Source organism: Acidovorax sp. GW458-11-26-14-TSB4 (genome assembly GCF_059423865.1).
Genome location: NZ_JBWKYR010000015.1, coordinates 60,053 through 81,056, shown reverse-complemented (window position 1 = coordinate 81,056; position 21,004 = coordinate 60,053). Strand labels below are relative to the sequence as shown.

The window sequence follows — 21,004 nt, the reverse complement described above, 5'->3', positions numbered from 1 at the left end:
TTTCCAAAAGAAGTGAGGTGTTGCGCAGCCATCAGCCGCGGTTCTCGAACACGCCCAGCTTGCGGTGCAGCGGGCTCTCGTCGGCGATGAAGAGAAAGGCCGGCGCATCGGCCGAGCGGTTGGCCAGGGTGATGGCGGTGTAGCCCGGGGCGCAGCAGGTATCGGCCTCGGCCAGCACGAAGCGCTGCGCGTCCTGTACCTGCACATCGGCCGCGCCTTCGATCAGATGGAACACCATGGCCGGCGAGCGCGCGGGCAGGCGCAGAACCTGGCCCGGGCGCAGCATCAGCGCGTAAAAGCCCAGGATGGTCTCGGCATCGGTGCCGGTCTCGGGGTTCACATAGGTGATCTGCACCGACTCCAGCGCGGGCTGGTCGGCCGCCAGCGATTGCAGGGCCGCACGCGCCTGGGCCCAGGGGTAGCGCAGCAGCGGGTAGGCACGCGCCGAGCGCTCGAACACCGGCGTGGGCAGCATGCCGCCGCGCGCATAGGCGCGGTCGCCCGCCGCGCCAGTGACGTCCTGGCGTGGGCCGTCCACATGGTAGGACACCTCCAGGTAGTAGGCCAGCGGCAGGTCCAGCACATCGAGCCAGACCACGGGCTCGGTGCCCTCGTGGCCATGCTCGTGCCACAGGCCGGTGGGCGTGAGGATCAGGTCGCCACGTTCCATGGGGCAGCGCTCGCCGTCCACCGTGCTGTAGGCGCCCTCGCCTTCCACCACCATGCGCACGGCATTGGGCGTGTGGCGGTGCGCGGGCGCCCATTCACCAGGCAGCAGCAGTTGCATGCCCAGGTACATGGCGGCGCTGGCCTGCATGCTGTCCGACCCATGGCCGGGGTTGGCCAACACCAGCACCCGGCGCTCGGCCTTCTCGATGGGCGTGAGTTCACCGGCCCGCATCAGCAGCGGCCGCAGCGCCGCATAGGGCCAGTGCGTGGCCTGGGTGCGAGGCAGGGGCTTGCCCGGCGGCAGCATGGCGCGCAGGCTGGGCCACAGGGGCACGAGGTTGCGCTCGGCGAGTGCATCGCGGTAGTCCTGGGGCAGGTCTTCCAGGCGTCCAAGTTCTTGCATCGGTGCTGTCTCCTTGCGGTTCAATGCGCGGCCAGGCAGTTGCCCACGTTCCAGCCGTAGAGCCACTCCATCGCGTCGTAAAAGCGCTCGGCACTGCGGCCGCGCCACAGGTCGTTGCGCACCAGGCGCTCCACGCCCTTGGCGTGGTAGATGCGGCCCATTTCGCGGCCCGAGAGCACGATGCGCGCGGTGCGTGCCACGCGCGAGCGCTGGTACAGGTCGAGCGCGGCGTCCCACCCGTTGCCGTGCACGCGCAGGGCCTCGCCCAGGGTCACGGCATCCTCCAGCGCCATGCAGGCGCCCTGCGCCAGGTACTGGGTGGTGGGGTGGGCGGCATCCCCGATCAGGGTGGCGCGGCCGTAGGTCCACTGGGCAATGGGATCGCGGTCGGCCGTGGCCCAGCGCTTCCAGCTCTTGGGCAGGTCGATCAGCTGGCGCGCGCGCGGGCAGATGTCCTGAAAGTAGCTCTGCACTTCTTCGCGGCTGCCTTCAGTCACGCCCCACTCTTCCTGGCCGCGGCTGTGGAAGGTGACGACCACGTTGTACTGCTCGCCGCCGCGCAGCGGGTAGTGCACCAGGTGGCAGTGCGGGCCCACCCAGATGCTGGCGGCGTTCCAGCGCAGCTCCTCGGGAAAGTCTTCGCGCTCCACCACGGCGCGGTAGACCACGTGGCCCGTCACGCGCGCCGGGTCGCCCACATACTGCTGGCGCACCACGGACTTGACGCCGTCGGCCCCGATGAGCGCCACGCCGCGCCAGGCCTTGCCGTGCTGGTCAATGGCGGTGACCGTGCCCGCGCCCTGTTCCACCCGCTCGATGCGGGTGTGCGTTTGCAAGCGCACGCGCCCGGTCGCAAGCGCGCCTTCGAGCAGGCAGTTGTGCGCGTCCACACGGTGGATCACCGCATAGGGGTTGCCGAAGCGGGCGCGGAAAGCCTCGTCCGTGGGGATGCGGCCCACCTGGTATTCGTCCAACGCGTCGTGCATCACCATGCAGTCGGTGAACACCGAGCGGCTGCGCGCCTGCTCACCCACGCCCAGCGCATCGAAGGCGTGGAAGGCATTGGGACCCAGTTGCATGCCGGCACCGATCTCGCCGATGGCGGGCGACTGCTCCAGCACCTGCACCTCGAAACCCTGGCGCACCAGGGCCAGCGCCGCCGCCAGCCCGCCGATGCCACCGCCGGCCACCAGCACGGGAAGGCCGATGGCGCGCGCGTTTGTCTGCTCCATGGTTCACCTCATCAATACATTTAATCAGTATACTGATTATAAGTGTAGCAATCCAGCAGTCACAAATGCAAACCCTTATCGGTCATTTTTCTGCGGCTTCACTGTATCAAGGGTTTTCACCGAGCGCCCCAAACAACGGCCGGATCTATGATTTTCATCAGCATACTGTCAATCAGCCATCCAACAATCGGCCACACATCCAGGAGACATCCATGAACCAGACCACCCGACGCCCCTTGCTGCTCTCGCTCGCCTGTACCGGCATGCTGGTGGTAGCCTTGGGCACCAGCCATGCCCAGGGCAGCGACTTTCCGAACAAGCCGGTCACGCTCTACACCGCCTTTGCCGTGGGCAGCGGGCCCGATGCTGTGCTGCGGCTGGTGGCGCACAAGCTCTCGACCCAGTGGAAGCAGACGGTGACGGTGGACAACCGCCCTGGCGGCGGCGGCTTCATCGCCATGGATGCGGCCAAGCGCGGCGCGGCCGACGGCTACACCCTGCTGCAACTGGACAGCGAGCACCTGGCGGCCGTGCCGCACCTGTACAAGAAGCGCAACGTCGATACGCTCAAGACCTTCGACCCGGTGGCGCCGCTGTTCCGCACCCCCTTCATGGTGGCCGTGCCCGCCCAGTCGCCCTGGAAGAACATGACGGATCTGCTGAACGACGCCAAGGCCAAGTCCGGCGGGCTTAGCTATGGATCCTGGGGCGTGGGCAGCCCGGGCCACCTGGGCGGCGAGTGGCTCGAATCCATCACCGGCGTGCGCATGACCCATGTGCCCTATAAGGAGGTGAGCCAGCTCTACACCAACGTGGCCACCGGCGAGGTGGCCTGGAGCTTTGCCAGCATTCCATCGAGCCAGGGCGTCTACAAGGCCGGCAAGATCAAGTACCTGGCCGTGGCTGCGCCCAAGCGCATTGCGCAGCTGCCCGACGTGCCCACCGTGGCCGAGGCCGGCGGCCCGGCGCAGTTGGACGTGAACTCCTTCGTGGTGCTTGTCGCCCCCAAAGGCGTGCCGGCTGCCGTGCGCAGCAAGATCCACGCGGATGTGCTGGCCGTGCTGACCGACCCCGAGGTGCGCGAGCGCTTCAACACTTTTGCCTTCGAACCGCTGGCCTGGTCGGTCGACGAGATCGGCCGCAACGCGGCGGCCAAATCCAGCCAGTATGAGCAGCTGATCACCAAGGCCGGCATCGCGCTGGACTGAAGTTCCCACAAGCTGAGTCGGAAAAGCCTGACGCGCTTGCACGCTCGCCGCCTTCGGTCCAGCACGCGGGGAGATCGAACAATGCAGCCATCCACAACAAAAGGAACAACTGCCATGTCGCTCTCCCTCATTCTCCTGATCGTCCTGATCCTCATCCTCGTCGGCGCGCTGCCCACGTGGGGCCACAGCCGTTCGTGGGGCTATGGGCCCAGCGGCGGCATCGGCCTGGTGGTGCTGATCCTGGTGATCCTGCTGCTCATGGGCAGGATATAAAAAGAGAGGCCCAGCCTCCCCAAAAAGAAAAGCGTGGCATGGCCACGCTTTTTTGCTTTCCGAAGGGGGTCTGGACGCTGCGGGGCTAAGCTGCCTTGCGCAGCTGGGCGTTGGCAAAGGCCGTGGTGAGCTGCGCCAGCTCGGTCTGGTTCACGACGCCGTTGGCATTGCCGTGGCGGTCCACCAGCTGCAGCAGCGACTGCGACAGCTCGCTGCCGCCCTTGGTGCCTGAAGTGGCGGCAACCCCTTTGAGGAATTCATCGCGCGAGATGGCGCCGTCCTGGTTGGCGTCGAAGCCGGCGGCCAACTGCTCCTTTTGCGCATCGCTGGCGCCAAAGCTGGCGAGCAGGTCCTGGAAGTCCTGCTTGGACACGGCGCGGTCAGCCTGCGATGCCGTCAATGCCGTGCCGGCATCGGCACCCACACGCGTACCCAGCGGGCCATCGAGCTTGCCGGACGTCATCAGCATGCCTTTGCCGGCAAAGCCGGCCAGGGTTTCGGCCTCCTTGCTCAAGGTGACCACGGCAGACGGCTCGGCAGCGGCCGGCTGGCTGGCGCGCGACGACGCGGCGGACTTGCTGCCCGAGGCCGCGTTGTAGAGAAAGGAAGCAACGGATGCGAGGCCGGAAATGATGGGAGACATGGCCGAAGGACTCCTGTAGGGCCGGCTGCCGGTGCTTGCGAACCAAACACCAGGGCATGCCATCGCCCGGTGGTTCAGCATAGCCATCCCCTCACCGGCCAATGGCCCGAAAAGCAGCGTTGCACAGCCGCTTTTCGGGCCATGTGCTCGCCTACTTCAGCACATAGCTGGCCAGCACGCTCTGCACGTCATAGATGCTGAGCTTCTTGTTGAACTGCTTCTGGAACGGCGTGGTGCTGCCCGAGATCCAGATCTTGAGTTCGGCATCGAGGTCGAAGGTGCCGCCGGTCTCGATGCTGAAGTGGGTGATGCTTTTGTAGGGCAGCGAGTGGTACTCCACTTTGCTGCCCGTGATGCCCTGCTTGTCCACCAGCACCAGGCGCTTGTTGGTGAAGACGAAGTAGTCGCGGATGAGTTGGTAGGCATGCTCCACCACCTCGCCCGGCATCAGGATGCGGCCGAATTCTTCCTGGATCTTGGCTGCATCGATCTTGGATGCATTGCCCATCACTCCGTCCAAAAGTCCCATGGTGGTCTCCCCGTTTGCGAGGCGATGATCGTAGTCCGGCTATTGATACCCCTGCCCGAAGGCGACAAATTCGCCCGTGAGCTTTCCCGCCGGCTGCCCGTGGTACATCAGCACCGAGGCCTGCTCGATGCGCCCCAGGCCCTTGCGCTCGTACACGCGCACGAAGGCGCGCCAGGCGGCCTCCGAAGGCGCCTCGGCCACGGCGGTGAAGGTCCCGTCGATGGGCAGCCCGTACGCCATGGTGTTGCGCTGGATCACCAGCCGGCTGCCCAGGCCGTGGGCAGACAGCCGCAGGTGCAGCATGGACCAGGCGGCCAGGATGGCCACGGCCGAGGCGCTGCCGCCGAACACCGTCTCGCGGTGGTTGATGTTGGGTGCCAGAGGCGCGCTCAGCACCACGCGCGCCAGGGAGGACTCCAGCACCGACACCTCCATCGCGCGGGACAGGGGAATGTGCTGGTGCAGGTAGGCCTGCAGGTCGTCATCGGTCTTCATACAGGGCTTTCGGAAAGGATGGCAGGTGCGTCTGCAGCAGCCCCGCCCGGTGGTGCTGGATCCCGGTAGACGATGTGGAGAACGCCGCCCTGGCGTTCGCGTGCGAGCGCATCGCGCAGGAAAGGGGGCCGCAGGTCCAGGCCCGGCAGTGCCACACGGTCGAACCATGCGAACTCCAGTCTGCGCCTGCCTTCCACACCTTCGTAGGGACCAGCGGATTGGTCCAGCAAACCGCCCGGTTCGGGGTGCACCTGCAGGTACAGGCCGGTCTCGTGGTAGGCGGCGCCCAGGTAGACGAAGAAGTTCTCCACCACGCAGGCCAGCGCGCCGGGCACCACGGCAAGGCCCAGCTCTTCCTGCATTTCGCGCACCAAGGTCTCGCCGGCGCATTCGCCAGGCTCGATGCCGCCGCCGGGCAGGGCCCAGAAGGCGTCGCCCTCGGCCCGGTGCAGCAGCACCTGCCCGGCACGCTCGATGATGGCGGCGGCACGCAGGCGCATGCGGGGCTGGGCGGATGTGGCCGGAACAGAGAGGACGGCGGACAGACTCATGGCCGCGATGCTATCGCGTCGGGCAGGTCGGGCAGCAGCAGGCTCTGCTGCGCCGCCACCGTCTCGCGCAGAAAGGCCCAGGTGGCCTGCATGCGCGCCACCTGCTTGTTCTCCTCGGGCATGGACATCCAGAACGTGCGCGTGAAGCGTGCCATGCCGGGCAGCACCAGCGTGAGGGCCGGGTCCTGTGCCGCGACGAAGGCCGGCAGCACGGCCAGCCCGGCACCGGCGCGCACCGCCTCGTACTGTGCCAGCACGCTGGTGCTGCGCAAGGCAAAGCGCTCGGGGCGGTGCAGCTCGTCCAGGATCTGCAGCTCCTTGGTGAACAGCAGGTCGTCCACGTAGCTGATGAAGCTGTGGCCGCGCAGGTCGTCCGCGCTGCGGATGGGTGGATGGGCCGCCAGGTAGCTGCGCGTGCCGTACAACTGCAGCACGTAGTCGGTGAGCTTGACCACCAGCACCGCGCCGCGCGCGGGGCGCTCCAGCGAGATCACGATGTCCGCCTCGCGCCGTGACAGGTGCACCAGGCGCGGCAGGGCCAGCAGGTCGAGCACCAGGCCCGGGTGGCCTTGGGCGAAGTGCGCCAGCTGCGGCGCCAGCACCAGGTTGCCGAAGCCCTCGGTGGTACCGATGCGCACCAGGCCGTGCAGCCCCTGGCGCGCGGCGGGCGCGGCATTCTCCACCGCCATAAAGGCGGCCTCCATGGCCTCGACCTGGGGCAGCAGCGCGCGACCGGCCTCAGTGAGCCGGTGCCCGCCGGCCTCGCGCGCGAACAGGGCCGAGCCGACCTGCTTTTCGAGCGCCTGGATGCGGCGCGCCACGGTGGTGTGGTCGACCGCAAGGCGGCGCGCGGCGCCCACCAGCGTGCCGGCGCGGGCCAGCTCCAGAAAGAAGCGCAGGTTGTCCCAGTCCATGAAAGAAGAAGTCCCCGTCGATCGTGCAGTGTGCCCATGCACCGGCAGTGCATCATGTGCATTTTTGCAAACCTTGTGCGCATTATTGTCTATTGTCTTCACAATTTTGCACAGCTACGATGCACGGGTTGCCAGATACTTTCCCGTTTTCGCGCACCCCATTTTCAGGAGACATACCGATGAACGCACCTACCTCTTCGGCCGTGCTGGCCCCCACCGTCAAGCTGCTGATCGGCGGCCAGTTCGTCGAGTCCAAGACCACCGAATGGCGCGATGTGGTGAACCCCGCCACGCAGGAAGTGCTGGCCCGCGTGCCGTTTGCCACCGCCGAAGAGATCGATGCCGCGGTGGCGTCGGGCAAGGAAGCCTTCAAGACCTGGAAGAAGACGCCCATCGGCACGCGCGCGCGCATCTTCCTCAAGTACCAGCAGCTGATCCGCGAGAACATGGCCGAGCTGGCCGCCATCCTCACGGCCGAACAGGGCAAGACGCTGCCCGACGCCGAGGGTGACGTGTTCCGCGGCCTTGAAGTGGTGGAGCATGCCGCCAGCATCGGCAACCTGCAGCTCGGCGAGCTGGCCAACAACGTTGCCGGCGGCGTGGACACCTATACCCTGCTGCAGCCGCTGGGCGTGTGTGCGGGCATCACGCCCTTCAACTTCCCGGCCATGATCCCGCTGTGGATGTTCCCCATGGCCATCGCCACGGGCAACACCTTCGTGCTCAAACCCTCCGAGCAGGACCCGATGGTGACCATGCGCCTGGTGGAGCTGGCACTGGAAGCCGGCGTGCCTCCGGGCGTGCTCAACGTGGTGCACGGCGGCGAGATGGCCGTGAACGCCATCTGCGACCACAAGGACATCAAGGCCATCAGCTTCGTCGGCTCCACCAAGGTGGGCACCCATGTCTACAACCGCGCCAGCCTGGCCGGCAAGCGCGTGCAGTGCATGATGGGCGCCAAGAACCACGCCATCGTGCTGCCCGACGCGAACAAGGAGCAGACCCTGAACGCCCTGGCCGGTGCGGCCTTCGGCGCCGCCGGCCAGCGCTGCATGGCGCTGTCGGTGGTGGTGCTGGTGGGCGAGGCGCAAAAGTGGATCCCCGACCTGGTGGCCAAGGCCAAGACCCTCAAAGTCAGCGCCGGCACCGAAAAGGGCACGGACGTGGGCCCGGTGGTCTCGTGCGCCGCCAAGGACCGTGTGGAAGGCCTGATCGCGCGCGGCGTGGCCGATGGCGCCACGCTGGAACTCGATGGCCGCAACCCGGTCGTGGCAGGATACGAGAAAGGCAACTTCGTGGGCCCCACGGTGTTCAGCGGCGTCAAGCCCGGCATGAGCATCTACGAACAGGAAATCTTCGGCCCCGTGCTGTGCCTGTCGGCCGCGGCGGACATCGACGAAGCCATCGCCTTCATCAACGACAACCCGAATGGCAACGGCACCGCCATCTTCACCCAGTCGGGTGCGGCCGCGCGCAAGTTCCAAGAAGAGATCGACGTCGGTCAGGTCGGCATCAATGTGCCGATCCCCGTGCCGGTGCCGCTGTTCTCGTTCTCGGGTTCGCGTGCCTCCAAGCTCGGCGACCTGGGCCCCTACGGCAAGCAGGTCGTGCTGTTCTACACGCAGACCAAGACGGTGACGGCGCGCTGGTTCGACGACAGCACCATCGCCCACGGCGTGAATACGACGATCAGCCTGAAGTAAGCCGGCGAAAGGCCCCAGGCGGCGTGGCACAGTAGCAGGGCATGGTGAAATCGGTGCATGCACCGTGACCTCCCTATCCTGCTGCGCGCTGCAGCCTGTGCCCTGCCCTTGCTCATGGCTTCTTCCACCGCCTTCGCCCAGGCCGGCGCCGCATGCCGCCCGGGCGGCACGGTGGCCGAGACCAATGCCTGCGCGGTGCAGGACTTCCAGGCGGCCGACACGGCCATTGCCGTGCTGTACGCCGACGTGATGCGCGCCCTGTCGGCGCACGAGCGCCCGCAGCTGCGCCAGGAGCACACGGCCTGGATGCGCGCCCGCAATGTGCAGTGCAAGCAGTCCACCCGCGCCACCGAGCAGCAGCCTGAAGGCCCGCGGATCTACCACGAGTGCCTGACCCGTGAGACGCAGGAACGCCGCAAGGGGCTGATGCGCTGGCTGTCGATGGACAGCCCCGCGAAGCCCTGACGCACCCACAGAACAACAAGGACCACAGAGACATGGACTTCGAGCTCACCGAAGAACAACGCGCCTTTGCCCAGACGGCCCGCGACTTTGCCCGGGCCGAGTTCGCGCCGCACGCCGCGCACTGGGACGCCGAAGGCATCTTCCCCAAAGAGGCCATCGCCAAGGCCGGCGAGCTGGGCTTTTGCGGTCTGTACGCGCCCGAGGCTGCGGGCGGCCTGGCCCTGCCCCGCCTGGACGCCACGCTGGTCTTCGAGGAAATGGCGGCCGTGGACCCGTCCACGACGGCCTTCATCACCATCCACAACATGGCGACCTGGATGCTGGGCACCTGGGCCACCCCGGCCGTGCGCGACCACTGGGGGCCGCTGCTCACCACGGGCGAAAAGCTCGCCTCCTACTGCCTGACCGAGCCCGGTGCGGGCTCGGACGCGGCTTCGCTCAAGACCCGGGCCGAGCTGGTGGGCCACGAATACGTGATCAACGGCGCCAAGGCCTTCATCTCGGGTGCGGGCGCCACCGACGTGCTGGTGCTCATGGCGCGCACGGGCGATGCGGCCTCGGGCGCGGGCGGCATCTCGGCCTTTGCCGTGCCGGCCGATGCGCCGGGCATCAGCTACGGCAAGAAGGAAGAAAAAATGGGCTGGAACAGCCAGCCCACGCGCACCATCAGCTTCGACAACGTGCGCATTCCGGCCGATCACCTGCTCGGCCGCGAGGGCGAGGGCTTCAAGATCGCGATGAAGGGCCTGGACGGCGGGCGCATCAACATCGCCACCTGCTCGGTGGGCGCGGCGCAGGGCGCGCTCGCGCAGGCCCAGCAGTACATGCAGGACAGGAAGCAGTTTGGCAAGCCCATCGCGAGCTTCCAGGCACTGCAGTTCAAGCTGGCCGACATGGCCACCGAGCTGGTGGCCGCGCGCCAGATGGTGCGCCTGGCGGCCAGCAAACTCGACGCGGGCGATGCGAATGCCAGCACCTACTGCGCCATGGCAAAGCGCTTTGCCACCGACGCCGGCTTCACCGTCTGCAACGAGGCGCTGCAGCTGCACGGCGGCTACGGCTATATCCGCGAATACCCGCTGGAGCGCCTGCTGCGCGATGCGCGCGTGCACCAGATCCTGGAGGGCACCAACGAGATCATGCGCGTGATCATCGCGCGGCGCATGCTCGATGGCGATGCGCCGGACGTGATCCGCTGAATCCACCACCCCCATGCCTGCACGCCCCCTCTCCGACGAGACCCTGCACCTGATCGCCGCAGTGCGCGACGCATTGGAATCGCGCGGCGATGTGGAGGAACGCAACCTGTTCGGCAGCCATGCCTTCTTCGTGGACGGCAAGGTCTGCATCGCCGTGAAGAACGAAGACCTGCTGGTGCGCCTGCCACCCGAGCGGCACGAAGAGTTCCAGGAGATGCAGAACACGCGCGAGCTCTCGCCCGGCGGCGGTATGAAGGGCTATTTCTGGATCGAGCCCAATGGCTATGCCACGCGCGCGCTGTGGAACTTCTGGGTGCAGGAGGCACTGGCCTACAACCCGCAGGCCAAGGCCACACCCAAACGCAAATCGACAGCGACCAAGACGGCCGCCAAGAAAAGCCCTGCCACGAAGAAGAAGCCGGCGACCACCAAGCGCCACAGCATCTTCGAGGCCGACGACTGATCCCCTGAAGGAAGCCGCCGCCATGCCCATCCGCATCGTCCGCCTCGGCACGCCGCGTGCCCCCGGTGAAGGCACCCGCATCGGCACCGTGCGCAGGCCGCCGCGCGGCGTGCCCAAGGCCGAGTTCGCCAGCCAGGACTGGTATGACGTGTGGTACCCCCTGCTCTCGCCCAGCGCCGAACTCATGGCCCAGGGCCAGCAAGCGCAGACCGACAAGGAATGGCAGGTGTTCACCAAACTGTTCCGCAAGGAGCTGGCCCAGCCCGAAGCCAGCCGCACGCTGGACCTTCTGGCCACCCTGTCGCACCACGGCGCCATGTCGCTCGGCTGCTACTGCGAGAACGAGGCCCGCTGCCACCGCTCCGTTCTGCGCGAAGAACTGGCCAGCCGGGATGCAGACATCGCCACAGACTGATTCTTTCACCATCACAACGACACCAAGGAGATAGCACCATGAAGATCGCATTCATCGGCCTCGGAAACATGGGCGGCCCCATGGCCGTGAACCTGCACAAGGCCGGCCACGAGGTGCGGGCGTTCGACCTGTCGCAAACTGCGCGCGACAAGCTCGCGGCCGATGGCGTGGCCATCGCCGCCGATGCCCACGCCGCCGTTCAGGGCGCCGAGGTGGTCATCAGCATGCTGCCCGCCAGCCAGCATGTGGACAGCCTGTTCCTGGGCCAGGGCGAACTGCTGGACCAGCTGCCGGCCGGCACGCTGGTGATCGACTGCTCCACCATCGCTGCCGCCACCTCGCGCAAGGTGGCCGAGGCCGCCAAGGCCAAGGGTGTGGCCTTCATCGATGCGCCTGTATCGGGCGGCACGGGCGGCGCCATTGCCGGCACGCTGACCTTCATGGTCGGTGGCGAGGCGGCCGACCTGGAGCGTGCGCGCCCGGTGCTCGAGAAAATTGGCGCCAACATCTTCCATGCGGGCGGTGTGGGTGCTGGCCAGACGGCCAAGATCTGCAACAACATGCTGCTCGGCATTCTCATGGCCGGCACCAGCGAGGCCATTGCCCTGGGCGTGGCCAACGGGCTGGACCCCAAGGTGCTCTCGGAGATCATGCGCCGCAGTTCTGGCGGCAACTGGGCGCTGGAAAAGTACAACCCCATGCCCGGCGTGATGGAGACCGCACCCGCGAGCAAGGGCTACGCCGGCGGCTTCGGCACCGACCTGATGCTCAAGGACCTGGGCCTGGCACAGGAGAATGCCGCCGCAGTGAAGGCCGCGACGCCCCTGGGCGGCCTTGCGCGCAACCTGTATGCCGCGCACAGCCTGGCCGGCCATGGCGCGCTCGACTTCTCGAGCATCATCAAGTCGGTTCAGAAGAAGGGCTGAAGCCCCATTTGGCCCCGTACGCGGTGGCAGCTCAATTGCCGCCGCGGGGGTTCAGCACCATGCTGTCACGCTTGATCTCCACGTCGAACTGGCGCAGGAAGTTCTGACCGAGCAGTGCATCGTCCTCGCTCTCGCCGGTGTAGCCCGTGCCCACGCGCAGGCCTGCGACTTCGAGGTTGCGCACGGTGACCGATTGGGACGGTGATACCCGTCCCTGGCGCTCGCCATTGGCCGTGCGGAAGGTGGTGGGCACGCCTTCGGTGAGGCCGGCCTTCTTTGCCATGGCGTCGGTCACCGCGATCAGGCTGGCGCCGGTGTCCACCATGAAGTTCACCGGTACGCCATTGACCGTGCCCGCCACGCGGAAGTGGCCGTCGCTGTGGCGCGGTATCACCAGCGAGCCGGTGGATGTGACCGTGGCGCCGCGTGGCGCCATGAACTGCTTCATGCCGAAATACAGAACCCCCATGACCACCAGCCAGAAGGCGAGGATGGCCAAGGTGTTCGTGCGCAGCACGCGGCGCGTGTGTTCGTCTGCGGGGGGTGGTCGCTGGTGGTCGTGTTCTTCGCCCATGGGCCGTCATATATGCCAGGCTCTCGGGACCTGGCATGCAATTGCTGAGCCCCAAATCATAGGGCAGGCGCGTCGGGCTGCAGGCGGCGCAGGAACAGCTGTTCGAAAACGTCCGCCGGCACGGGCCGGCTGTAGAGAAAACCCTGGATCTCGTCGCAGCCGAGCAAGGCCAGCAGGCCGGACTGCTCCTCGGTCTCCACCCCTTCGGCCACCACCTTGAGCCCCAGCGAGTGGCCCAGGTTGATGATGGTGGACACCAGCGCACTGCCCTTGGCGCCTGCGGCGATGTGCTGGATGAAGGAGCGGTCGATCTTGAGCGTGTCGAGCGGCAGGCGCGCCAGGTAGCTCAGAGACGAAAAGCCGGTGCCGAAATCGTCCATGGCCACGGTGATGCCCATCTCGCGGATGGCATGCAGGCTTGCGGTGCTGTGCTCCACGTCGTCCATCACCATGCTTTCGGTGATCTCCAGCTCCAGGCCGGCTGAGGCCTCTGTGTCGTGCGCCACGGCCGAGCGCACCTGCTCGATGAAGGCACGGTGGCGCAGTTGCAGGAACGAGACGTTCACGGCCACCCGTATCGGCGCCAGACCTGCTGCACGCCAGCGCCGGTTATCGGCCAGGGCCTGGCCCAGGGCCCAGCGGCCCACGTCGTAGATCAGGCCGGTCTCTTCGAGGATGGGGATGAACTGCCCGGGCGGCACCAGGCCGCGGCGCGGGTCGTTCCAACGGATCAGGGCTTCGGCACCGGTCACCTCGCCACTGGCCAGGTGCAGCTTGGGCTGGTAGTGCAGCACGAACTCGCCGCGCTCCAGCGCTTCGCGCAGGTGGTTCTCCAGGCTCAGCGCCTCGGCCACGCGCAGGTTCATCTCCGAGGTGTAGAACAGCAGTGCGTCGGCCGATGCCTTGGCCTTCTTGAGCGCGGCCTCGGCATTGCGCAGCAGTTCCTCGGCATCGCCGCCATCCAGGGGGAACAGGGCCACGCCAGCCTTGGCGGTGATGCGCAGCTCCTGCGTGCCCAGTTGGAAGGGCTCGTCGAAGCAGGCCCGCACCAGGTGGTCCACGGCCACGGCCACCGCACTGGCGTCTCGCGCATCGCACACGGCCACGCCGAAGCTGTTGGCGCCGATGCGCGCCAGCATGTCCATCGCACCAGCATGCCGCTGCAGGCGCTGCGCCACCAGCTTGAGCAATTCGTCCCCGAGGGATCGCCCGAGCGTGTCGTTGACGATGCGAAACCGGTTCACGTCGATCAGCGCCACCCCCAGGAAGGGCGAGGCATGCGGCCTGTGGCCGTCGCGCGCACGCCTGTGCTGGTTCACACGGTCCAGGAACAGCGTGCGGTTGGGCAAGGTGGTGATGTCGTCGTAGTAGGCCAGGTAGTTCAGGCGGTCGGATTTTTCGAGGTGGTCGAGCGCAAAGCTGATGTCACCGGCCAGCTCGCCCAACAGCTTCATCTCGGTGGCATCGAAGAAGCTGGCCTCGTCGGAGAACAGCGCCATCACGCCCACCACCTCGTCGGCCACCAGCAGGGGCAGCACGGCCATGGAGGCGACCGACAGCGCCTTGAGCTTGGCGGGCAGCAGCACGCGGGGGTCGCCTTCGATGCGTTCGCAGACCAGGGCACGCCGTTCGCGCACCACCGTGGCCGTCAGGCTGTAGGTGCCCGATGGCTGGTCGGCATACGACAGCCGGCCCGCGATGTCGTCGAAGAAGTCCGGCGTGGTGCCCGAGATCGCCATCGGGATGACCTGCTGCGCCGCGCGGTCGACCCGGCCGATCCAGGCCATGCGGAACTGCCCGTGCCGCACCGCGATGTCGCAGGACTGGGCAAACAGCTCCTGGCGGCTGCGCATGCGCACCAGCAGCGTGCTGATGCCGCTGAGCACGGCGTAGACGCGGTTCAGGCGCTTGATCTTGTGCTCGGCCTCGCGCCGCTCGGTGATGTCCTCGCCCAGGCAGGCGATGCCGATGGCCTCGCCATCGACCGAGCGCAGCACGGTGTTGTTCCAGTACACCAGCCGGCGCACGCCGGACCGTGTGAGAATTTCCTGCTCGAAATGCCAGGTGGCCGGGTGATCGGCCAGCATGTCCTCGAACACCCGCTGCATGCCATCCATGCCCGGCGGCAGGAACAGCTCGAACCAGTTGCGGCCGAAGATCTCGCCGCGCTCCCAGCCCGACAGGCGCAACAGGCAGTCGTTGCAGTAGGTGATGCAGCCATTGCGGTCGAGCATGAGCGAGGCCATCTCGACCTTGTCGAGCAATTCGTTGAAGCGCCGGTCGCTCTCGCGCAGTGCTTCTTCGGCCCGCTTTTGCGCCGTGACATCCTGGATGGTGTTGAACCAGCGCAGGCCTTCGGGAGCGGCACCCTCGCCGGGCAGCGGCTCCATCACCTGGCGCAGGTGCAAGAGCGCCCCATCGGCGCGCCACAGGCGGTAGGTGAAGTCCATGCGCACGCCTTCGCGCACCGCCTGCAAGGCCATGCTGCGCACCCGTGCACGGTCGTCGGCGTACACCATGCCGATCCATTCCCGGGCGGAGGCCGGCATGGTGTTCGGGCCGCGCCGCAGCATCTGCGCCAGCGTGGCGGGCCAGCTCTCGAACTGCCCGCCCGGGCCGCTGATGATGTGGGTGATCTTGGCCAGCACCTGCGCCCGGTGCAACCTGGCCTCGCTGGCACGCAGCTCCTCCAGGGCGCGCCGGCGCTCGATCACCTCGATGTGCAGTTGCTCGGCATGGCGCTGCACCTCCAAATAGAGGCTGCCGTTCTCATAGATGCGCCCGACCTGCGCCGCCAGGATGGAGAGGATGCGCTCGTCCTCGGCACTGAAGTGGTCGGCCCCCTCCTTGTTGGCCAGGCAGATCCAGCCGTAGGACGAGGCCAGCGAGGCGACCGGCGCCTCCAGCGCGCAGTACAGCGGTGGGTAGCCCGATGGCAGGCCCGCCATGGTGGGATCACCGCCCGGGTTGAGCAGCCGCTGCGAGCGGCGCTCCATCTGCAGCCGCCCGAGCAGGCCCGATGAAGCATCGGGCGCCGGCAGCGAACGTGCCAGCACCGGATCGATGCCGCTGGTGCACACCAGCGAGGTGTGGCCCGGTTTGCGCACGGCGCACAGCACGGCGTATTGCGCACCGATGAGTTCGCGGGCGCCGGTGCAGACCTTGTTGAGCAGCCTGGCTGGATCGCGCTCGGAGGCCAGCTGCAGGTTGAGCTCGGTGAGGGCGGCCAGGCGGCGGTTGGTGGCCTCCAGCTCGACCACGTTGCCGCGCAGCTTGTCGGTCACCAGGCGCAGGTGCTGGGAGCGGAAGGCCGGCTCAGCCACTTGGTTCGCGCCATCGGAGCCTTGCGCCGCCTGGGCCAGCGTGCGCTCGATGGCGCGCAGAATGTCCTGCGGCTCGCAGGGCTTGACCAGCACCTCCGAGACGCCTCCGGCCAGTGCCAGGCTGCGCGCCTCCTCGCCCTGGTAGTGGGCGCTGTAGAAGATGACGCGCGTGCCCGCCAGCGCAGGGTCGGCCCGCAGCTGGCGCACGAACTCGTAGCCATCCATGGTCGGCATGAGGATGTCCGAGATCACCAGCGCCGGCCGCTCGGCGCGCACCAGCTCCAGCGCCTGCGCACCGTCCACGGCCTCCAGGGCCTCATGGCCACTGTGGCTGACGAGGGTGACGATCAGGGCCCGGTTGGGGGCCTGGTCGTCCACGACGAGGATCTTTGCCATGGCTGCCGCCCTCCTTGCTTGTTGATCACCGCGGCGGGCGTACCGCCCGCGATGCCGGCGAGAGATAGGCCTCGACCTGGCGCACGAAGCGCTCCGGGTCGATGGGCTTGGAGATATGGTCCTGGAAGCCGACTTCCAGCGCCTTCTCCCGGTCTCCGGGCATGGAAAAAGCCGTCACGGCGACCAGCGGAGCCCTGCGCCAGGCGGGGTCGGCATGCAGCAGCCGGGCCACCTCGTAGCCGTCCATGACCGGCATCTGCAGGTCCGACAGGATGAGATCGGGCCCATGCTCCAGCGCCGCGCGCACGCCATCGCGCCCGTTGGACGCGCCGTAAACCTGGTAGCCATCGGCCTCCAGCAGGTAAGTCACCAGCATGCGGCTGGCTTCATCATCTTCGATGACCAGGATGCGGGCGGTCATGCCTGGGCTCCGGGCAGATCAAGAATGAAGGTGCTGCCCTCGCCGGGCCGGCTGTGCAGCGTGATGTCGCCGCCCAGCGCCTGGGCGAGCTTGCGGCTCAGGTGCAGGCCCAGGCCAGACCCCTCCTGGTGCCGCTCGGCACCCTCCACCCGGGAAAACGGCTCGAACAGCCGCTGCTGGTCCACGAGGGGGATGCCGGGCCCCGTGTCCTGCACGCGCAGGCTCAGTTGCGGGCTGGCCGGGTCCGGCGCATCGAGCTGCACCAGCACCTGCCCCTGGCCCGTGAACTTGATGGCATTGCCCACCAGGTTGATGGCCACCTGGGCGAGGGCGCGCCGGTCGGTGCGGACCAGGACTGCATGCTCGGGCATGCTCACCACGAAGGCCAGGCCCTTGCGCTGCGCATCGGGGCCCAGGGTCGCGGCCACCTCCTCCACCACCGCGCGGCAATCCACCATCTCCAGCTGCAACGCGTGCTTGCCGTCGCGCAGCTTGGCCACGTCCAGCAGGTCATTGATCAGCGACAGCAGGTGGCGCGCACCGGTCTGCACGATGCGCAGCTGCTTTTCCTGCTCGGTGTTGAGGGGCCCAGGCAGGCGCATGAGCAGGGTGCCGGTGAAGCCGATGACGGCATTGAGCGGCGTGCGCAGCTCGTGGGACATACTTGCCAGGAAGCGGTCCTTGACCAGCGCGGCGTTCTCCAGCTCCAGGTTCTTGTCGCGCAGCGCCTGTTCGAAGCGCTTGCGCTCGGTCACGTCACGGATGGCGCTGGAGACGAACAGGCCCTCCTCGGTCTCCAGCGGGCTCAGGCTGATCTCGACCGGAAACTCCGTGCCATCCTTGCGCAGCCCGTACAGGTCCAGGCCCGCGCCCATGGAGCGGGTGCGCGGCTCGGTGAAGAAGCCGCCGCGGTGCTGCGGATGCTGGCCACGGTGGCGCACGGGCACCAGGAGCTCGATCTGCTGGCCCAGCAGTTCTTCGCGCGCCCAACCGAACAGCTTCACCGCCTGGGAGTTGACCAGCACGATGCGCCCATTCCCGTCCACGATCACCATCGCATCGGGCGCCGACTCGAGCAGGTCGCGGAACTTCTGGTCGGCCTTCTTGCGCGCGGTGATGTCGCGGATGGCGCTCATCACCATGGTGCCCTCTTCCGTTTCCAGCGGACTGAGGCTGATTTCCACCGGAAACTCGCTGCCATCGCTGCGCACACCGTACAGTTCCAGGCCCGCCCCCATGGTGCGGGTGCGCGGCTGGACGAAGAAGCCGCTGCGGTGCCCCAGGTGGGCACTGCGGTAGCGCTGCGGCAAAAGCACCTCGATGGCCTGCCCCAGCAACTGGCCCCGGGGGTAGCCGAACACCCTTTCGGCCTGGGAGTTCACGAGCACGATGCGCCCGGTGGCGTTCACCATCACGATGGCATCGGGTGTGGACTCGAGCAGGTCACGAAAGCGCGCCTCGACCAGCTTGGCATCGCGCAGCACCTTGAGCTGGGTGACGTCCTTCTTGCTCGACAGGAAGTAGCGCAGCCGGCCATCGGTACCGAACACCGCCCGGGTGGAAACATTCACATGGACCAGCGAGCCATCCTTGCGCTGGCGCACCGACTCGTGCACGGCCAGCCCCTGCTGCAGGGCCTTGGCACAGATGGACTCCTCATCCTGCACCTGGTCCGGCGGCACGATCAACTGCGTGAGGCGGCGACCCCGGGCCTCGGCCTCGGTGTAGCCGAAGGTGGCTTCGGCCGCGGGGTTCCAGTGCAGCACAGTGCCGTCCGGCGCGATGACCAGCAGCGCGTCGGGGTTCTGCTCCCAGTGGGCCCCGGAAAAATCAGATGCCATACCGCCCCTCGTCGTGGTGGGGCATCGCCGTCGCTCACACGCCCGCCCGGCTCCCGCCTCCCCTGTCGAGCATCTTAGGCATGCACCAGACAAACGCCAAGCCCCATATGTCCCGGCCAGGGCTGGCGGCATGCCCCGGCGGCACGGCCGGTAGCCCTTTCCGGTACTGCGGGAACGGGCCTTCCAGCGTCCTTGCCAGTGCGGCTACATTGGCGCCCATCCCCATCCAGTACGGAGGTCCCCATGCGCCTGTTCACACGCCAGCTGCAGGCGGCGCCTTTCCCTGTCCACCGGAGGCCAGTCCAAGGTCTGGGAGGGCCAAATCGCCATGGCCCACCCGGGCGAGGGATTTGCCCTGCGCGTGCACGACTCCAAAGCGGGGCCGACGGCGGCGCAGGCCGAAGCCTTTGAGCGCCTGCTCGCCAACGCCCGGCAGGTCCCACAGCCATTCGGAATGACCATGTTGCTGCCATTCGACCGCCTGCGCCCCCTGCTCGCGCCTTGGGGCCGCCTGCAGCCCCAGCCCGCCCCTGGGGAGAGACCTGGCATGCGTCGGTAGGCCCTGTGGGCCTGACCATCAACGCGGGTGGCAACCCGGTGAGTGTGCCGCCGCTGCACAAGCTCTGGGCGCAGCAAGACGGCTATGCCTGGTCGCGCAACCACGACAACCCGATCCCGGGCTGGCCCGCGCACTGGCTGGTGGTGGCCCAGGAGGGCGCCAACCCGTGGTCCCCAAGCCCCTCTGCGCCACGCTGTGTGCATGGACGGGCGCGCACCCACGGCGGCGCAGGAAGCCGTGAGGCCATGGCGGTGGTGCAGGCCCGGGTGGTGAAGGCCCAGGACCTGTACGAAGACGCCTCGGACCCCGGCAGCGTCGCGGCCACCCGCTACGCCGTGCGGGTGCAGCGCACCCTGCGCGGGCGGGCGCCCGCAGCGTTTGCCTTGCACAGCGAGAACACCAGCGCCCGGCTCACCATGGACACCGCAGAGCGCTATCGGCTGTTCGTATCCAGCGATGCCTCGGGCCGCTACTTCGTCGATGCGTGCAGCAATTCCGCGCGGCTCACCGAAGCATGGGCCACGTTGAAGGCCCTGGCCGCCCGCCGAATGGAAAGTAGCCTGCGCGGTACCCGCTCAGCTCAGGCGGCGTGCGTTCTCGGCGTAGATGGCCAGGTAGATCGAGTCCGAGCCCACATACGGGGCCTTGCCGCCAAAGCCCACGTTGAAGTCGCCGAAAGACAGCGAGCGGATGCCGGCCAGGCCGGTGCGCAGCCGGTCGCGCGTGAGGTCCTTGCCGGCGTTCTTCAGGCCCTCGATCATGATCTGGGCATTGACCCAGCCTTCCAGCGCACTGCCGCTGTTCATGAACTCGGGCTTGCCGTTGGTGGCCTTCATGGTGCCCTGGAACTTCCGCACCACCACCGACTTCTGCGAATTGGCGTCGGGGAACACCTGCACCAGGGCCATGCCGCGCGTGGCGGTGGCCAGCTTGGGCAGTTCCGACGAGATCACCGTGACCGACAGGCCGGCCAGCGGCACGCCGGCCGCCTTGGCGCGAAAGGGCAGCACGAAGGCCGTGTTGGCCGTGCCGGTGGTGGCCAGCAGCACGGCGCCCGGGCGCTCTGCAGCCACCTTGTCGGCCAGCTCGGCACCGTTCTTGCCGTCCACAGCCAAGGCGAATTCGCCAGCACGCTCGACCTTGATCTCGTCGAGGGCGCGCGACATGTCTTTCAGCACTTCCTTGCCGAAGGGGTTGTCCAGGTAGACCACGGAAATGCGCTTGAGGCCCATCTCCACCACCTGCTTGACCAGGCGCTGGGTTTCGTCACGGTAGCTCGGGCGCACGAAGAACACGTTGCGCTGCTCGGGCGAACGCAGCGAGGGCGCGCCCGTGATGGGCCCCACGGTGGGGATGCCCTTGCCTTCGATCAGCGGCAGGATGGCGGCGGTGTTGGCCGTGCCCAGGGGCGAGATCAGCGCGAAGACGGACTGCGCATCGAGCATCTGCGTCACGTTCTGCAGCGTGCGGCTGGCGACATAGGCATCGTCCTTGGCGTCCATGCGGATCTCGCGGCCATGCACGCCGCCGGCCTGGTTCACTTCGGCAAACGCGGCCTTCATGCCGGCCACCTGCTCGATACCGGCCTGGCCCAGGGGGCCGGTCAGGGCGATGGAGCAGCCCAGGTTGATGTGCTTGGACGACAGGGCCTCTTCGGCCGCCATGGCCGACGAAGCCCACGCGGGCAGGCTGGTGGCCGCAGCCATCTGGGTGGCGCGCAAGAGAAAGTGACGACGGCTCATGGTGTGAAGGTGCCCGGAGATTTGCAAAGTGGCGCAGGCTACAGGGACCAGAGGCCGCCA

General features: G+C 67.5%; 20 protein-coding genes. 8 read left to right on the top strand and 12 right to left on the bottom strand.

Going from position 1 to position 21,004, the window contains the following annotated elements; translation table 11 throughout:
- Positions 1 to 31: 31 nt before the first annotated feature.
- Both AC07X5_RS24355 and AC07X5_RS24350 read right to left on the bottom strand, forming a co-directional pair.
- On the bottom strand, positions 32 to 1,072 hold the full coding sequence (locus tag AC07X5_RS24355) for a cupin domain-containing protein (RefSeq protein WP_494772210.1): 1,041 nt from the start codon (positions 1,070 to 1,072) through the stop codon (positions 32 to 34).
- A gap of 20 nt (positions 1,073 to 1,092) precedes the next feature.
- Positions 1,093 to 2,304 carry a 3-hydroxybenzoate 6-monooxygenase gene (locus AC07X5_RS24350; protein WP_494772209.1) on the bottom strand — a complete coding sequence of 404 codons (1,212 nt, stop codon included), beginning with the start codon at positions 2,302 to 2,304 and terminating at the stop codon, positions 1,093 to 1,095.
- 212 nt (positions 2,305 to 2,516) lie between these two features.
- Between AC07X5_RS24350 and AC07X5_RS24345 the strand changes: the two genes are divergently transcribed.
- Both AC07X5_RS24345 and AC07X5_RS24340 read left to right on the top strand, forming a co-directional pair.
- Positions 2,517 to 3,512: a Bug family tripartite tricarboxylate transporter substrate binding protein gene (locus tag AC07X5_RS24345; RefSeq protein ID WP_494772208.1), complete on the top strand. Its 996-nt coding sequence runs from the start codon at positions 2,517 to 2,519 to the stop codon at positions 3,510 to 3,512.
- A gap of 114 nt (positions 3,513 to 3,626) precedes the next feature.
- Entirely contained in the window at positions 3,627 to 3,785 is a 159-nt protein-coding gene (locus AC07X5_RS24340; RefSeq protein WP_007856361.1) for a DUF3309 family protein, read from the top strand.
- A gap of 85 nt (positions 3,786 to 3,870) precedes the next feature.
- On the opposite strand, the gene AC07X5_RS24335 is transcribed toward AC07X5_RS24340, so the two are convergent.
- From AC07X5_RS24335 to AC07X5_RS24315, 5 genes are all read right to left on the bottom strand, one after another.
- Entirely contained in the window at positions 3,871 to 4,428 is a 558-nt protein-coding gene (locus tag AC07X5_RS24335) for an EF-hand domain-containing protein (protein ID WP_494772207.1), read from the bottom strand.
- Positions 4,429 to 4,579: 151 nt separating this feature from the next.
- Entirely contained in the window at positions 4,580 to 4,957 is a 378-nt protein-coding gene (locus tag AC07X5_RS24330) for a PH domain-containing protein (RefSeq protein WP_494772206.1), read from the bottom strand.
- 39 nt (positions 4,958 to 4,996) lie between these two features.
- On the bottom strand, positions 4,997 to 5,452 hold the full coding sequence (locus tag AC07X5_RS24325; RefSeq protein WP_494772205.1) for a YiiD C-terminal domain-containing protein: 456 nt from the start codon (positions 5,450 to 5,452) through the stop codon (positions 4,997 to 4,999).
- The gene (locus AC07X5_RS24320) at positions 5,449 to 6,003 is read right to left on the bottom strand and encodes an NUDIX hydrolase (protein ID WP_494772204.1); all 555 of its coding nucleotides are present in this window, start codon (positions 6,001 to 6,003) and stop codon (positions 5,449 to 5,451) included. The genes AC07X5_RS24325 and AC07X5_RS24320 overlap by 4 nt, the downstream gene beginning before the upstream one ends.
- A complete protein-coding gene (locus AC07X5_RS24315) occupies positions 6,000 to 6,917 on the bottom strand; it encodes a LysR family transcriptional regulator (protein ID WP_494772203.1) in 918 nt (305 codons plus the stop codon). Before AC07X5_RS24315 ends, AC07X5_RS24320 begins: the two co-directional genes overlap by 4 nt.
- A gap of 179 nt (positions 6,918 to 7,096) precedes the next feature.
- Here AC07X5_RS24315 and AC07X5_RS24310 point away from each other — a divergent pair, with 179 nt between their 5' ends.
- From AC07X5_RS24310 to mmsB, 6 genes are read left to right on the top strand one after another with little or no spacing between them, the layout of a single operon-like run.
- Positions 7,097 to 8,620, top strand: a complete 1,524-nt coding sequence (locus tag AC07X5_RS24310; RefSeq protein WP_494772202.1) for a CoA-acylating methylmalonate-semialdehyde dehydrogenase — start codon at positions 7,097 to 7,099, stop codon at positions 8,618 to 8,620.
- 57 nt (positions 8,621 to 8,677) lie between these two features.
- Positions 8,678 to 9,085, top strand: coding sequence for a lysozyme inhibitor LprI family protein (locus tag AC07X5_RS24305; RefSeq protein WP_409961604.1), 408 nt, complete (start codon positions 8,678 to 8,680; stop codon positions 9,083 to 9,085).
- Between the two features lie 32 nt (positions 9,086 to 9,117).
- On the top strand, positions 9,118 to 10,284 hold the full coding sequence (locus AC07X5_RS24300) for an acyl-CoA dehydrogenase family protein (protein WP_409961605.1): 1,167 nt from the start codon (positions 9,118 to 9,120) through the stop codon (positions 10,282 to 10,284).
- A gap of 13 nt (positions 10,285 to 10,297) precedes the next feature.
- Complete coding sequence (locus AC07X5_RS24295) at positions 10,298 to 10,747, top strand: TfoX/Sxy family protein (RefSeq protein WP_494772201.1); 450 nt, start codon at positions 10,298 to 10,300, stop codon at positions 10,745 to 10,747.
- Between the two features lie 22 nt (positions 10,748 to 10,769).
- Positions 10,770 to 11,162: a DUF488 domain-containing protein gene (locus AC07X5_RS24290; RefSeq protein WP_494772200.1), complete on the top strand. Its 393-nt coding sequence runs from the start codon at positions 10,770 to 10,772 to the stop codon at positions 11,160 to 11,162.
- Between the two features lie 38 nt (positions 11,163 to 11,200).
- Complete coding sequence (mmsB, locus tag AC07X5_RS24285) at positions 11,201 to 12,088, top strand: 3-hydroxyisobutyrate dehydrogenase (protein WP_494772199.1); 888 nt, start codon at positions 11,201 to 11,203, stop codon at positions 12,086 to 12,088.
- Positions 12,089 to 12,119: 31 nt separating this feature from the next.
- Here the strand turns inward: mmsB and AC07X5_RS24280 are convergent, their stop codons facing one another.
- The 5 genes from AC07X5_RS24280 to AC07X5_RS24260 form a co-directional block, all read right to left on the bottom strand.
- On the bottom strand, positions 12,120 to 12,662 hold the full coding sequence (locus AC07X5_RS24280; protein WP_494772198.1) for a retropepsin-like aspartic protease family protein: 543 nt from the start codon (positions 12,660 to 12,662) through the stop codon (positions 12,120 to 12,122).
- 56 nt (positions 12,663 to 12,718) lie between these two features.
- Positions 12,719 to 16,381, bottom strand: coding sequence for an EAL domain-containing protein (locus tag AC07X5_RS24275; protein ID WP_494772197.1), 3,663 nt, complete (start codon positions 16,379 to 16,381; stop codon positions 12,719 to 12,721).
- A 25-nt stretch (positions 16,382 to 16,406) separates the two neighbouring features.
- Positions 16,407 to 16,802 (bottom strand): response regulator, encoded by a 396-nt coding sequence (locus tag AC07X5_RS24270; RefSeq protein ID WP_494772196.1) that lies wholly within the window; start codon positions 16,800 to 16,802, stop codon positions 16,407 to 16,409.
- Positions 16,799 to 18,643: a PAS domain S-box protein gene (locus tag AC07X5_RS24265; RefSeq protein ID WP_494772195.1), complete on the bottom strand. Its 1,845-nt coding sequence runs from the start codon at positions 18,641 to 18,643 to the stop codon at positions 16,799 to 16,801. Before AC07X5_RS24265 ends, AC07X5_RS24270 begins: the two co-directional genes overlap by 4 nt.
- Positions 18,644 to 19,777: 1,134 nt before the next feature.
- Positions 19,778 to 20,944 carry an ABC transporter substrate-binding protein gene (locus tag AC07X5_RS24260; RefSeq protein ID WP_494772194.1) on the bottom strand — a complete coding sequence of 389 codons (1,167 nt, stop codon included), beginning with the start codon at positions 20,942 to 20,944 and terminating at the stop codon, positions 19,778 to 19,780.
- Positions 20,945 to 21,004 lie beyond the last annotated feature (60 nt).